The sequence below is a fragment of the Mycobacterium sp. TKK-01-0059 genome, assembly GCF_000709305.1.
Classification (GTDB): Bacteria; Actinomycetota; Actinomycetes; order Mycobacteriales; family Mycobacteriaceae; genus Mycobacterium; species Mycobacterium intracellulare.
On the sequence record NZ_KL446993.1, the window covers coordinates 170750 to 184221 of the forward strand.

12 protein-coding genes are annotated in these 13472 nt (G+C 70.7%); 3 read left to right on the top strand and 9 right to left on the bottom strand.

Annotation, left to right across the window (positions count from 1 at the left end; all coding sequences use genetic code 11):
* Positions 1 to 81: 81 nt before the first annotated feature.
* Positions 82 to 606, bottom strand: coding sequence for a ribosome maturation factor RimP (gene rimP / locus K883_RS00930; protein ID WP_036453385.1), 525 nt, complete (start codon positions 604 to 606; stop codon positions 82 to 84).
* A gap of 207 nt (positions 607 to 813) precedes the next feature.
* On the opposite strand from rimP, the gene K883_RS00935 reads away from it, so the two are divergent.
* Both K883_RS00935 and K883_RS00940 read left to right on the top strand, forming a co-directional pair.
* Complete coding sequence (locus K883_RS00935) at positions 814 to 1341, top strand: hypothetical protein (RefSeq protein ID WP_014380661.1); 528 nt, start codon at positions 814 to 816, stop codon at positions 1339 to 1341.
* Positions 1338 to 1784 carry a ferritin-like domain-containing protein gene (locus tag K883_RS00940; protein ID WP_008258734.1) on the top strand — a complete coding sequence of 149 codons (447 nt, stop codon included), beginning with the start codon at positions 1338 to 1340 and terminating at the stop codon, positions 1782 to 1784. The genes K883_RS00935 and K883_RS00940 overlap by 4 nt, the downstream gene beginning before the upstream one ends.
* Here K883_RS00940 and K883_RS00945 read toward each other — a convergent pair.
* The 8 genes from K883_RS00945 to mqo all read right to left on the bottom strand — a co-directional run bounded on the left by K883_RS00945 (position 1781) and on the right by mqo (position 12292).
* On the bottom strand, positions 1781 to 3532 hold the full coding sequence (locus tag K883_RS00945) for a proline--tRNA ligase (RefSeq protein WP_036453388.1): 1752 nt from the start codon (positions 3530 to 3532) through the stop codon (positions 1781 to 1783). The genes K883_RS00940 and K883_RS00945 overlap by 4 nt on opposite strands.
* Before the next feature lie 64 nt (positions 3533 to 3596).
* A complete protein-coding gene (locus K883_RS00950) occupies positions 3597 to 5204 on the bottom strand; it encodes an MFS transporter (RefSeq protein ID WP_036453390.1) in 1608 nt (535 codons plus the stop codon).
* 33 nt (positions 5205 to 5237) lie between these two features.
* On the bottom strand, positions 5238 to 6443 hold the full coding sequence (cobA, locus tag K883_RS00955) for a uroporphyrinogen-III C-methyltransferase (protein ID WP_036453392.1): 1206 nt from the start codon (positions 6441 to 6443) through the stop codon (positions 5238 to 5240).
* A gap of 81 nt (positions 6444 to 6524) precedes the next feature.
* Positions 6525 to 7931, bottom strand: a complete 1407-nt coding sequence (locus K883_RS00960) for a cobyrinate a,c-diamide synthase (RefSeq protein ID WP_162288423.1) — start codon at positions 7929 to 7931, stop codon at positions 6525 to 6527.
* Positions 7928 to 8542, bottom strand: a complete 615-nt coding sequence (gene cobO / locus K883_RS00965; RefSeq protein ID WP_020823184.1) for a cob(I)yrinic acid a,c-diamide adenosyltransferase — start codon at positions 8540 to 8542, stop codon at positions 7928 to 7930. The genes K883_RS00960 and cobO overlap by 4 nt, the downstream gene beginning before the upstream one ends.
* 15 nt (positions 8543 to 8557) lie before the next feature.
* A complete protein-coding gene (locus K883_RS00970; RefSeq protein WP_036453396.1) occupies positions 8558 to 10399 on the bottom strand; it encodes a magnesium chelatase subunit D family protein in 1842 nt (613 codons plus the stop codon).
* Complete coding sequence (locus K883_RS00975; protein ID WP_036453398.1) at positions 10396 to 10866, bottom strand: GNAT family N-acetyltransferase; 471 nt, start codon at positions 10864 to 10866, stop codon at positions 10396 to 10398. Before K883_RS00975 ends, K883_RS00970 begins: the two co-directional genes overlap by 4 nt.
* Positions 10859 to 12292, bottom strand: coding sequence for a malate dehydrogenase (quinone) (gene mqo / locus K883_RS00980; protein WP_051701168.1), 1434 nt, complete (start codon positions 12290 to 12292; stop codon positions 10859 to 10861). The genes K883_RS00975 and mqo overlap by 8 nt, the downstream gene beginning before the upstream one ends.
* A 166-nt stretch (positions 12293 to 12458) precedes the next feature.
* Here mqo and K883_RS00985 point away from each other — a divergent pair, with 166 nt between their 5' ends.
* Positions 12459 to 13472, top strand: coding sequence for an alpha/beta hydrolase (locus tag K883_RS00985; RefSeq protein WP_231504792.1), 1014 nt, complete (start codon positions 12459 to 12461; stop codon positions 13470 to 13472).

Consider the following 13472-nt stretch of genomic DNA (forward strand, 5'->3'; position numbering starts at 1 on the left):
CGCTCTGCATCGTCGCCGGCGCGGTTCATCAGCACCGCTCCTTCTCATCGCTACGCTCTGCATCGTCGCCGGCGCGGTTCATCAGCACCGCTCCTCCCCAGTCCCACGTTTCGCCAGTGCCAGTTCGGCGTCGGCAGGGGGCGAAAACTCCACCTGGACAACAGCTTTGACGACATCACCGAGCGAGATTTCGCGGATCGCCCAGTCTCGGCCGGTGCGAACCACCAGCGCGACGGCGTCCTCGTTCGTCTCGCCGATGCGGCCGGTCAGCGTCGATCCGTCGGAGAGGGTGACGTCGACCTTGCGGCCGCGGGCGCGGCGGAAGTGCTTCGCGCGGGTCAGGGGGCGGTCCACGCCGGGCGAGGAGACCTCGAGCACGTAGTGGTCGCCGATGGTGTCCAGATCGTCGAGCAGCGCCGACGCCGAGCGTGACAGCGTGGCGGCCGTGTCCAGGTCGAGGCCGTCGTCGCCGTCGGCGATCACCGTGATGCGTGGGGGCCGGGTGCGTGCGTCGATGACCACGTCTTCGATCTCGTATCCCGCGCGCGCAAACTCTGCATCGAGTAGCTCGATCACCTGCGTCTGCGACGGTAGCCCGGTGGTCACGGCGAGCTCCTCATCTTGAGTTGTCCGGTCATCTGGCGGATGTCGCCGCCGCGATGGCTTCGCGTCCGGCTTCCGGTGTCCCGGCGGAGAACGTGCTGGCTGTCCTCTGCGAGAACCAGCTATCCACGATACGCCAGGAATCGCGGATGGCGGCGCGATCGCGTGCTGGCTTCGTGCCCGCCGCCGCACCGGTGGCAGGATGTGCTTGTGCCTAGCGCAGTTCCGTTCGTCAACCGGCGAGACGTCCTCTCCGGCGGCGTCGCTTTGGCCGCGCTCGGTGTGGTGTCCGCGTGCGGAAAGTCCGCGCCCAAGCCCCCGCCCGTCGAACAACTGCTGGGCCCGTTGGACCAGGCGCGCCACGACAGCGCGCTGGCGAGTGCCGCCGCCTCGGCCGTCGGGAACCCCCCGCAGGTCGCCGCCGCGCTGACGGTGGTGGCGAGCCAGCGCGCCGCGCACGCCCGCGCGCTGTCCACCGAGATCGCGCGGGCCGCCGGCAAGCTCGCCGCGCCGTCGTCGAGCGAAACGCCCAGCCCGAGTCAGGCCGAGCCGGCCGGTCCCCCGCCTCCCCCGCCGCCGGTGGCCGACGTGATCAACGCGCTGCACGCCTCGGCCGACAGCGCCGCTCGCCTGGTGGGCACCGAATCCGGCTACCGGGCCGGGCTGCTCGCCTCGATCGCCGCGTCCTGCACGGCGTCCTACACCGTGGCGCTGGTGCCCGGGGGGCCGTCGATATGAGCTCGGGGAAGGACGCCGACAACGCCGCGCTGTCCGACGCGCTGGCCATCGAACACTCGACGATCTACGGCTACGGCATCGTCTCGGCCATGTCGCCGCCCAGCGTCAACGGCATGGTGGTGGAGGCGCTCGAGCAGCACCGGCAGCGCCGCGACGACGTCATCGCGATGCTGACCGCCCGCAAGGTCACCGCCCCGGTGGCCGCCGCCGGCTACCAGCTGCCCCTGGTGGTCGGCAGCCCGGCGGACGCGGCGCGGCTGGCCGCACGGATGGAGAACGACGGCGCCGGCGCGTGGCGCGTTGTCGCCGAACACGCCGAGACCGCCGAGGACCGGGCGTTCGCTTCGACGGCGCTGGTGCAGAGCGCGGTCATGGCCGCCCGGTGGAACCGGGTATTGGGCGCCTGGCCGATCACGACGAGCTTCCCGGGCGGCAACGACTAGCCCGTCTCAAGCGCTGCCGCGATCTCGCCCGCCAGCGACGCCCCCGTCGCCAGTTCGCGGGTTTGCCCGCCGAAGCGGTCGCGCAGTTCCACCACGCCGTCCGCCCAGCCGCGCCCCACCACCACGATCCAGGGCACACCCAACAGCTCAGCATCCTTGAACTTCACGCCGGGCGAGGCCTGCCGGTCATCGAGCAGCACGTCGACGCCCAGCCGGTCCAGCTCGCCGGCGAGCTCGGTGGCCCCGGTGCGGGCCCGGTCGTCCTTGTTGGCGATCACCAGGTGGACGTCGAAGGGCGCGACGGACGACGGCCACCGCAGCCCCAGCTCGTCGTGGTGCTGCTCGGCGATCACGGCCACCATCCGCGAGACGCCCAGGCCGTAGGAGCCCATGGTCAGGCGCACCGGCTTGCCGTCCTCGCCGAGCACGTCGGCGGTGAAGGCGTCGGTGTATTTGCGGCCGAGCTGGAAGATGTGCGCGACCTCGATGCCGCGCGCCGACACCAGAGGGCCCGCGCCGTCCGGCGACGGGTCCCCGTCGCGCACCTCGGCGGCCTCGATGGTGCCGTCGGCGGTGAAATCGCGGCCGGCGACCAGCCCGACGACGTGCCGGCCGGGCTCGTCGGCCCCGGTGATCCAGCTGGTGCCGTCGACCACCCGTGGATCGACCAGGTAGCGAACACCGTTGTCGCGCAACGCTTTCGGGCCGATGTATCCCTTCACCAGAAAGGGGTAGTTGGCGAAGTCGGCGTCGTCGAGCATCGCGTATTCGGCCGGTTCGAGCGCCGCGCCCAGCCGCTTGTCGTCGACCTCGCGGTCGCCGGGCAGCCCGATGGCGAGCAGCTCCCAGTCCCCACCGGGCTCGCGCACCTTGAGCAGGACGTTCTTCAGCGTGTCGGCCGCGGTGACGGTGCGGCCCAGGCCGGCGGTGTTGGCCCAGTCCACCAGGGTGGCGATGGTCGGGGTGTCGCCGGTGTCGTGGACCACCGCCTCGGGCAGCCCGTCGATCGGCTGCGCCTCCGGGCGCGCCGTGACGACGGCCTCGACGTTGGCCGCGTAGCCGGACTCCAGGCAGCGCACGAAGGTGTCCTCGCCGACCGGGCTTTCGGCCAGAAACTCCTCGGAGGCGCTGCCGCCCATGGCGCCGGAGACCGCCGAGACGATGACGTAGCGCACCTGCAGGCGCGCGAAGATGCGCTGATAGGCCTCGCGGTGCGCGTGGTAGGCGGCCTTTAGCCCGGCGTCGTCGACGTCGAACGAGTAGGAGTCCTTCATCAGGAACTCCCGCACGCGCAGGATGCCGGCGCGGGGCCGCGCCTCGTCGCGATACTTGTTCTGGATTTGGTAGAGCAGAACCGGAAAGTCTTTGTAGGAGCTGTATTCGCCCTTGACCGTCAGGGTGAACAACTCCTCGTGCGTCGGGCCCAGCAGGTAGTCGTTAGCGCGGCGGTCTTTGAGCCGGAACACCGAGTCGCCGTATTCGGTCCATCGGTTCGTCGCCTCGTACGGCGCGCGGGGCAGCAGGGCGGGAAACAGGATCTCTTGCCCGCCAATGGCATTCATCTCCTCGCGGACGATGCGCTCGATGCGGCGCAGCACCCGCAGGCCCAGCGGCAGCCAGCTGTACAGCCCGGGTGCGACGGGCCGGATGTAGCCGGCCCGGATCAGCAGCTTGTGGCTGGCGACTTCGGCGTCGGCGGGATCGTCGCGCAACGTGCGCAAAAACAGCTGGGACATCCGGGTGATCACAGCGGGCTAGCCTAGCGTGCTGCGAAGAGCGCCCGTGACAGGCGCAGTGCCCGCATGCGGTGAGCTACAGCTCCCCGGCGTCCATCGCTTCCTTGACCTCTTGCGCGTGCGCAACCTGGTCGGGGGTGTAGCCGATGAGCAGCGCCGCGCCGCCGACGATGACGGCCACGCCGGCCACCCACAGCAGGCCGTAGGTATACCCGTGGTCGAGCGCCTGCAGCTGCGCGTCGTTCATGGTCTTGACCGGGCCGGTGGTGCCGCCCAAATACAGTGTCCGCGAAGTGATCACGGCCTGGATGACGGCCAACACGAGCGGGCCACCCAGGCTTTGCAGCATCAGCGTGACCGCGGAGACGGGACCGATCTGATCGAAACCCACACCGGCGATGGCCGACAGCGTCAGGGGCACGACGGCCATGCCGATGCCGATCCCGCCGACCACGATCGGCAACACCAGGTTGGGGAAGTAAGCGACGCCGCGGTGCATGAACGCCCAGCCGTAGAGCATCGCCCAGAAGAGCAGGATGCCGCCGCCGATGGTCAAGACCCGCGGCGAGAACCGCGACACCAGCTGCGAGGAGATGCCGAGGCCGATCCCCATCGCGATGACGAACGGGATGAAGCCAACGCCGGCGTGCAGCGCGCTGTAGCCGAGGATGTCCTGCACGTACAGGCCGATGCACACGGTCAGGCTGAACATCAGCCCGCCGGCCAGGAAGATCGCGGTGAACGTGACCAGGCGGTTGCGGTCGCGGAACAGATCGAACGGCACCACGGGGTTCTCGGCGGTGCGCTCCACGATGATGAAGCCCAGCCCGGCGAGCATCGCCACCGCACCCGAACCGATGGTGGTGATCGAAACCCACCCCTTTTCCGGCCCCATCGAGAAGGCGAACACCGCGGCGGTGCACGTCAGGGTGGCCAGCATGGCGCCGGTGGCGTCCAGCTTCATCCGCTCGCGGTTGGTCTCGCGCAGCGCGGTGCGGGCCAAATACATCATCACCAGGCCGATCGGCACGTTCACCAGGAACGCCAGCCGCCACGACACCTCGGTGAGCGCTCCCCCGACCACGAGGCCCATCACCGAGCCGACGGCCGTCATCGCGGCGAAGACCGCGGTCGCGAAGTTGCGCGCCGGTCCCTTGGGGAAGGTGGTCGCCACCAGCGCCAGGCCCGTCGGCGAGGCGATGGCCGACCCGACGCCCTGCGACAGCCGGGCGATGACCATGGTCGCCTCGTCCCAGGCGACGGCGCACAGCACGGAGGAGATGGTGAACAGGGCGACACCGACGATGAAGGTGCGCTTGCGCCCGATGGTGTCGCCGAGCCGCCCGCCGAGCAGCATCAGCCCGCCGAATGTCAGCACGTAGGCGGTGATCACCCAGCTGCGGCCGGCGTCGGACAGGCTGAGCTCGTTTTGGATCTTGGGGAGCGCGACGATCGCGACGGTGCTGTCCATCGTCGCAAGCAGCTGCATACCGCCGATGGCGATGACGGCCGCGATGAAGCGTCGCGAGGGCAGCCACGCCGGGTAGTACTTGCTGATGCGATTGGAGGCGGTCTCCGCCGGGGGCTTTGCGGCGGTCTCCGCCGTGCGCACCGGGGCCGGACGATCGGGGCGTGCAGACGTCCAGTTTTGGACAGCGCGCTCTGAGTCGTTGAGAGCCGTCATAAAGGGTTACCTTACAGTAATCTTAAGAAGCGTTTAAACCCCGAAAGCCGCCACGGCGCCGATCACGATGATCGCGGGAGGTCGGATCCCCTCGGCGCGAATCTTTTCGGGCGTGTCGGCGAGGGTGGCCCGCAAAGTGTGTTGAGCGGCCGTCGTTCCGTGCTGAACGACAAGCACGGGCGTATCCGCTGGTCGACCGCCTGCCAAAAGGGCTTCGGCGAAAAGTTCGATGCGTTCGACGGCCATCAGCAAAACAATCGTGCCGGACATCGCCGCCAGCGCATCCCAATTCACTAACGATTCGGGATGCCCGGGGGGGAGATGGCCGCTGACCACCACGAACTCGTGGTTGATCGCCCGATGGGTGACGGGGACACCCGCCAATGCGGGCACCCCTATGGCGCTTGTCACACCCGGCACCACGGTGACCGGGATCCCGGCCTCGGCGCACGCGAGCACCTCCTCGTAGCCGCGGGCGAAGACGAAGGGGTCCCCTCCTTTGAGGCGCACCACGAAGCTTCCGGCCCGGGCGCGTTCGATCATCACGTCGTTGATGGCGTCCTGGGCCATCGCCCGCCCGTACGGGATCTTGGCGGCGTCGATGACTTCCACGTGTGGGGGCAGTTCGGCGAGCAGTTCCGGCGGCGCGAGGCGGTCGGCGACCACGACGTCGGCCTGGGCGAGCAGCCGGCGCCCGCGCACGGTGATCAGTTCGGGGTCGCCGGGACCGCCCCCGATCAGCGCCACGCCGCCCTTGACGGCGTCGGAGCCCACCGGGCCCTCGGGGGTGATGATCCCGGTCTGCAGCGCCTCCCGGATGGCCGAGCGGATCGCCGCCGAACGCCGGTGCTCGCCGCCGGCCAGGACGCCGACGGACAGCCCCGCATAGCTGAAAGACGCTGGCGTCACCGCGGTTCCCTCGACGGCGATGTCCGCCCGGACGCAGAAGATCTGGCGGCTTTCGGCCTCGGCGACCACGGCCTCGTTGACGCGCGGGTCGTCGGTGGCCGCGATCGCGTACCAGGCGCCGTCGAGGTCGCCGTCGCGGTATTCGCGCAGTGCCAGGGTGATTCCGGTCATGGCCTCGACCGACCGGGTGGCGCTGCGGGAGATGACGTGGACGTCGGCGCCGCTGGCGATGAGCAACGGCAGCCGGCGCTGGGCGACGGTGCCGCCGCCCACGACGACGACCTTCTTACCGGTCAGCCGCAGCCCTACGAGGTAGGCGCTCTCAGTCACCCGGCAAGCTTAGTGGTTCGTGGGCATGGCACCGCGCGCGTAACGCCGCGGCGAAGTTCGGCCGGATTCTTCGCCGTGACGTTACGCCCGCGAACCCGCTCGCCGGGCCGCGTGGGCGACGAAGCGCGCCACCGCCTCCGGCGCGGCGGCCGGGTGGGTGTGCAGATACGACGCGTGCACGCCGGCGTGCACGACGCCGTCGCGCACGGCCCCGCCGGCATCGTCGGCGTCGTCGGCGTCGTCGGCGTCGGGGGCCCGGTACATCCATGCCGGCTGGTAGCTGTCGCTGAATGTGACTGCGGTGCGGTGGAATTCGTGCCCGACGGCCCGCTGGCCCGCGGTGTACAGCGGGGAGTCGGCCACGGCGACGGCGTCGCGGTAGGCCAGCGTCAGCCGCGGGGTGAACCGGGCGTGTCCGGCCAGCACGCCGCACATCGGGTGGCCGTCGAGTTCGTCGGCTAAGTAGATCAGCCCGGCGCACTCGGCGTGCACGGGCGCCCCGGCGGCGGCCAGCTCCTTGATCTGCCGGCGCACGACCTCGTTGGCGGACAGCTCGGCGGTGAACTGTTCGGGAAAGCCGCCGGGCAGCAACACCGCATCGCTGCCGTCGGGCAACGCGTCGCTGAGCGGATCGAATGCGACGACGTCCGCGCCGGCGGCCGCCAGCAGCTCCGGGTGCTCGGCGTAGCCGAAGCTGAAGGCCTTCCCGGCCGCCACGGCCACGGTGGCGCGCCGCCGCGCCGAGTCCCCCACCGCCGCCGCCGGATCCCACGGCTCCCCGGCCGCCGGGGCCCGCGCGACCGCGATCACGGCCGCCAGGTCGACGTGGGCGGCGACCAACGCGGTCATCGCGTCGACCGCCTGCCGGGCCCGGCGGCCGTACTCGACGGCGGTGACGAGCCCCAGATACCTTGTGGGAAGCTCCAATTCGGCCGACCGCGGGATGGCCCCCAGCACCGGGACACCGGCCTGCTCGCAGGCCTGCCGCAACACCTGCTCGTGGCGGGCCGAGCCGACCCGGTTCAGGATCACGCCGGCGACCCGGGTGGCGGTGTCGAACGTCGAAAAGCCGTGCAGCAGCGCGGCAATGCTCTGGCTTTGACCGCGCGCGTCGATGACCAGGACGACGGGCGCGCCCAGCAGGCGGGCGACGTGGGCGGTCGATCCGGCGGCGGGGGTGGCGGCGGACGGCCCGATCCGCCCGTCGAACAGCCCCATCACGCCCTCGATCACCGCGATGTCCGCGCCCCCGGCACCGTGCGCGTACAGCGGGCCGATGAGGCCCTCCCCGACCAGCACCGGGTCGAGGTTGCGGCCCGGCCGGCCTGCGGCCAGGCCGTGATACCCGGGATCGATGAAGTCCGGGCCCACCTTGAACGGCGCGACGGTGTGACCCGCCCGGCGCAAAGCGCCGATCAAACCCGTTGCCACGGTGGTCTTTCCGCTGCCGGACGCGGGTGCGGCGATGACCACGGCGGGAACACTCACCACTCGATGCCCTTCTGCCCCTTGCGCCCGGCGTCCATCGGATGCTTGAGCTTGGTCATCTCGGTGACCAGGTCGGCCGCGTCGATCAGCGGCTGCGGGGCGTCGCGTCCGGTGATGACGACGTGCTGCTGGCCGGGCCGCGCCGCGAGCACCTCGACCACCTCGTGGACGTCGACCCAGCCCCACTTCAGCGGATAGGTGAACTCGTCGAGCACGTAGAAGTCGTGGCGCTGGTCGGCCAGCCGGCGCGCGATTTCGGCCCAGCCGTCGGCCGCGGCCGCCGCGTGATCGGTGTCGCTGCCCGCCTTGCGCGTCCAGGACCAGCCGGCACCCATCTTGTGCCATTCGACCGGCGCGCCGGCGCCGTGTTGCTCGTGCACGTCGCCGAGCGCGGCGAACGCCGCCTCCTCGCCGACCTTCCACTTCGCGCTCTTGACGAATTGGAACACCCCGACGGAAAGCCCGGCGTTCCAGGCCCGCAACGCCATTCCGAACGCCGCCGTCGACTTCCCCTTGCCGGCGCCGGTGTGCACCGCCAGCACCGGCGTGTGACGTCGCGCCCGGGTGGTCAGGCCGTCATCGGGAACCTGGACTGGAACTCCTTGCGGCATAACGGGTTACCTTTCTCACGCCACGTCGCGTACCGCACGCGTCAACGAATCGGCGTGCAGCTGCTCCAGCCGAACGGCGGGTGCGCCGAGTTGGCGGGCCAGCTGCTCGGCCAGGCCCAGCCGCACGAACGACGTCTCGCAGTCCACGACCACCGCGGCGGCGCCTTCGGCCACCAGCCGGGCTGCCGCGGATCGGGTGCGGCCCAACGGATCCGGTCCGGCGGTGGCCCGGCCGTCGGTGAGCACCACCACCAGGGAGCGGCGGGCCCGGTCGCGCGCCTTCTCCCGGACGATCAGCTCGCGCGCGGCCAGCAGGCCTTCGGCCAGCGGCGTCTTGCCGCCGGTGTCGAAGCGGGCCAGTCGCCGCCCGGCGATGTGGGCCGAGGAGGTCGGCGGTAACAACAATTGCGCCTGCTGGTGCCGGAAGGTGATCACGGCGACCTTGTCGCGGCGCTGGTAGGCGTCGCGCAGCAGCGACAGCGTGGCACCGCTGACCGCCGCCATCCGGTCGCGGGCGGCCATCGAACCCGAGGCGTCCACCACGAAGATCACCAGGTTGCCCTCGCGTCCCTCGCGCACGGCGCGGCGCACGTCGTCGGGCCCGGGCCGCAGCGGCCCGGCCCCGGCGCGCTCGGCGGCCGAGAGCAGCGTGGCGAACAAGTGCAGTCCGTGCCCGCCGCAACTGGTGTCGTCCCCGTCGGTGGCGGCGATGACGCTGCCGCCGGCGTTGCGCGCCCGCGACCGCCGCCCGGGCGCGCCCTCCCCCACCCCGGGGACGCGCAGCGCGCGGGTGTGGAAGGTTTTCGACGGAGGCGCGCTGGGCTTGGACTTCGGCGGCTTCGCCGTGGTGCTGTCCCCCGAGTCCCGTTGTGGCCCAGCCTGTTCGGTGTCCGGCGTTTGACCGCCGCCGGGCGGGTCGGGCTCGGGGTCCGGCTCGGAGCCGGCCTGCGCCAGGGCTTCGTCCAGCTGGTCGCGGTCGATCCCCGGATCGTCGAAGGGGTCGCGGCGGCGCCGGTGCGGCAGAGCCAGCTCGGCGGCGACCCGGATGTCGGATTCCTCGACGGCGGGCGCCCCGCGCCAGGCGGTGTGGGCGACGGCGGTGCGGGCCACCACCAGGTCCGCGCGCATGCCGTCGACATCGAACGCCGCGCACAGCGCCGCGATGCGCCGTAACTCGTTGTCGGGCAACACCACATCGTCGACGAGCGCGCGGGCCGCGGCGATGCGCCGGGCCAGCTCGGCGTCGGCGGCGGCGTATCGCTCCGCGAAGCCGTCCGGGTCGGCCTCATACGCCATTCGCTGCCGGATGACCTGCACCCGCACGTCGACGTCGCGTGAGGCGTGCACGTCGACGGTGAGCCCGAAGCGGTCCAACAGCTGCGGACGCAGTTCGCCCTCTTCGGGATTCATGGTGCCGATCAACACGAACCGCGCCTCATGCGAATGCGAGATGCCGTCGCGTTCGATGTGCACCCGCCCCATCGCCGCGGCGTCGAGCAGCACGTCGACGAGGTGATCGTGCAGCAGGTTGACCTCGTCGACGTAGAGCACCCCGCCGTGCGCGCGGGCCAACAGGCCCGGGGAAAACGCGTGCTCGCCGTCGCGCAGCACCCGCTGCAGGTCCAGCGAGCCGATGACCCTGTCTTCGGTTGCCCCGAGCGGCATTTCGACCAGGCCGGAATCGCTGCCGGTCGCCGCGGACAGCAACGCCGCCAGGCCGCGAACGGCCGTCGACTTGGCGGTGCCCTTCTCGCCGCGGATGAGGGCGCCCCCGATCTCGGGGCGCACGGCGCACAACAGCAGGGCGAGGCGCAGCTGGTCGTGCCCGACGATGGCGCTGAACGGGTAGGGCCTCACGGCTTGGCCGCCAGACCGGAGCCCGGCCGCAGCATGGGCACGTGCGGGACGCCGTCGTCGACGAAATCGTCTCCGTCGCGCACGAATCCGTGCTGCGCGTACATGTCGGCCAGATAGGTCTGCGCGTTGATCCGGCACGGGTAGTCACCCACCTCGGCCAGGGCCGCGCGCAGCAGCCGGGTGGTGTGGCCCTGGCCACGGGCGCTGCGCTTGGTGCACAGGCGCCCGATGCGGAACGCCTTCTCGCCTCCGGCGTGCTCCTCCATCAGCCGCAGCGTACAGATCACCTCGCCGTCGGCCGTCTCCAGCCAGAAGTGCCGGGTTTCGGCGAGGAGGTCACGGCCGTCCAGTTCGGGATACGGGATCGCCTGTTCGACGACGAACACCTCCACCCTCAGCTTGAGCAGCTCGTAAAGTGTCTGGGCATCAAGGTCTTTGGCCCAGATACGCCGCAGTGCTTCACTCATTGACATCCAACCCCAGTACCTTCGTTCCCCACGAAAAGACCTCGTCGTAGAGGGCCGGCTCGTCCGACAGCGACGCCCCCAAAGAGGGAACCATCTCCTTGAGCGCGGGCAACCACGACTGAAAACGGTTGGCAAAGCACCGCTGCAACACGTCGAGCATGATCGGCACCGCGGTCGACGCCCCCGGCGAGCCGCCGAGCAGACCCGCGATGCTTCCGTCGGCGGCCCCCACCACCGTGGTGTCGAAGTCGAGCACCCCGCCCTTTCGCCTGTCGCGCCGGATCACCTGCACGCGCTGACCGGCCACCGTCAACTCCCAGTCGGAACCCGCTGCGGTGGGCGCGAATTCGCGCAGCATGCGCAGCCGGTCCGGCTCGGAGAGCCGCAATTGGCCGAGCAGGTACCGAAGCAGCGTCAGCTGGGTGGCGCCGACCCCGAGCAGCGAGGCCAGGTTGTGCGGCTTCACCGAGCGGGGCAGGTCGGTGAAGTGCCCGTGTTTCAAGAACTTCGGTGACCAGCCGGCGTACGGGCCGAACACCAGCCACGGCTTGCCGTTGACGTAGCGCAGGTCCAGATGCAGCGCCCCCAGGGGCGGTGCGCCGGGCGCGGGCGCCCCGTACACCTTGGCCCGGTGTGCGGCGGTGAGCGCCGGGTTGTCGGCGCGCAGGAACCGACCGCCGATCGGGAATCCGGCGAAGCCTTTGACCTCGCTGATGCCGGACTTCTGCAGCAGGGGCAGCGCGTCGCCGCCAGCCCCGACGAAGACGAATTTGGCGTGACAGCGGCGCTTTTGGCCGGTGCGGCGATTGCGGATCGACACCGTCCAGCCGCCGTCGGACCCGCGGGTCAGGTTGCGGACCTCGTGCCCGAACAGGGCCGTCGCGCCGCCCCGCACACAGAATCCGACCAATTGGCGCGACAGCGCACCGAAGTCGACGTCGGTGCCGTGGGCGGCCCAGTTGAGTGCGGTCGGCGCGGAGAAGTCGCGATGGGCGGCCATCAACGGCAGCCGGCGGGCGAACTCGCCCGGGTCCTCGATCAATTCGATGCCGGCGAACAGCGGGTTGGCCGCCAGCGCGTTGCGGCGCCGCCGCAGATAGTCCACGCGCTGCGCCCCGCGCACGAAGCTCGCGTGCGGGATCCGGGTCAAAAAGCTCCGATCGGTCAGGATGCCGTTCTCGACGGCGTGAGCCCAGAACTGGCGGGTCACCTGAAACTGCTCGTTGATGCGCACCGCTTTGCTGATGTCGATCGAGCCGTCGGCGCGCTGCGGGGTGTAGTTCAGCTCGCACAGCGCCGAATGCCCCGTGCCGGCGTTGTTCCAGGGGCTGCTGCTTTCCGCGGCGACGGCGTCGAGGCGCTCGACGAAGGTCAGCGACCACTCCGGCTGTAGCCGGCGCAGCAACGCGCCCAGCGTCGCGCTCATGATGCCCGCGCCCACCAGCACGACGTCCGTCCGCGCGGTTGTGGCTAGCGATGACACCGGCTTGCTGGTCCTTCCCTCGACTGGGCCGATCCCCAGGTTATCCCGAGGCAAAGTGGGCGCGAACGACGTGCGGCTCCCCGTGCCCAGCAAAAGCTAAGCTTGCCTCGTGACTGGCTGGGTGCCCGATGTCCTCCCCGGATATTGGCAGCGCACCATCGCGCTCGGCCGCGATCCCGCCGGTGAGGGCGACATCGTCGCGACCCTGATCCGGCGCGGGCCGGCGCAGGCGGGCCCGGCCGGGCGCGCGGTGCTGGCGGTGCACGGCTACACCGATTACTTCTTCCACACCGAGCTGGCCGACCATTTCGCCGCGCGCGGCTTCGCCTTCTACGCGGTGGACCTTCACAAGTGCGGCCGGTCGCGGCGCGACGGCCAGACGCCGCACTTCGTCACCGACCTCGCCAACTACGACATCGAACTCGAGCGCGCCCTGGACGTCGTGCGCGCGCAGGCCCGCGACGTGCTGGTGTACGGGCATTCCGCGGGCGGGCTCATCGTGTCGTTGTGGCTGGATCGGTTGCGCCGCCGCAACCCGACCGCGCACGCCGGCATCGGCGGGTTGGTGCTCAACAGCCCGTTTCTGGATCTGCCCGGCCCGGCCATCCTGCGGCATTCGGCGACCGTGGTGCTGCTCGGGGGTCTGTCGCGGGTGCGGTCCAAGGGCGTGGCCCGGTCGCCGGGTGAGGGCGGCTACGGCACCACGCTGCACCGCGACTATGGCGGGGAATTCGACTACAACCTGCAGTGGAAACCCGTGGGTGGCTTCCCGATCACCTTCGGTTGGCTGCACGCCGTCCGCCGCGGCCAGGCCCGGCTGCACCGCGGCCTCGATGTCGGCGTGCCGAATCTGATCCTGCGGTCGGACCACAGCGTGCGCGAAACCGCGGACCCGGAGTCCATGCGGTGCGGCGACGCCGTTCTCGACGTCACCCAGATCGCCAGGTGGGCAGGCTGTGTCGGGAACCGCAGCACCATCGTCCCGGTGGTCGATGCCAAGCACGATGTGTTCTTGTCGTTTGAGGGCCCGCGCGACGTCGCCTATCGGGAACTGGATCTCTGGCTGGACGAGTACCTGCCCACCAACAACAGCGACGCCCCGGCGTCGTTCGGAAGGGGGTGA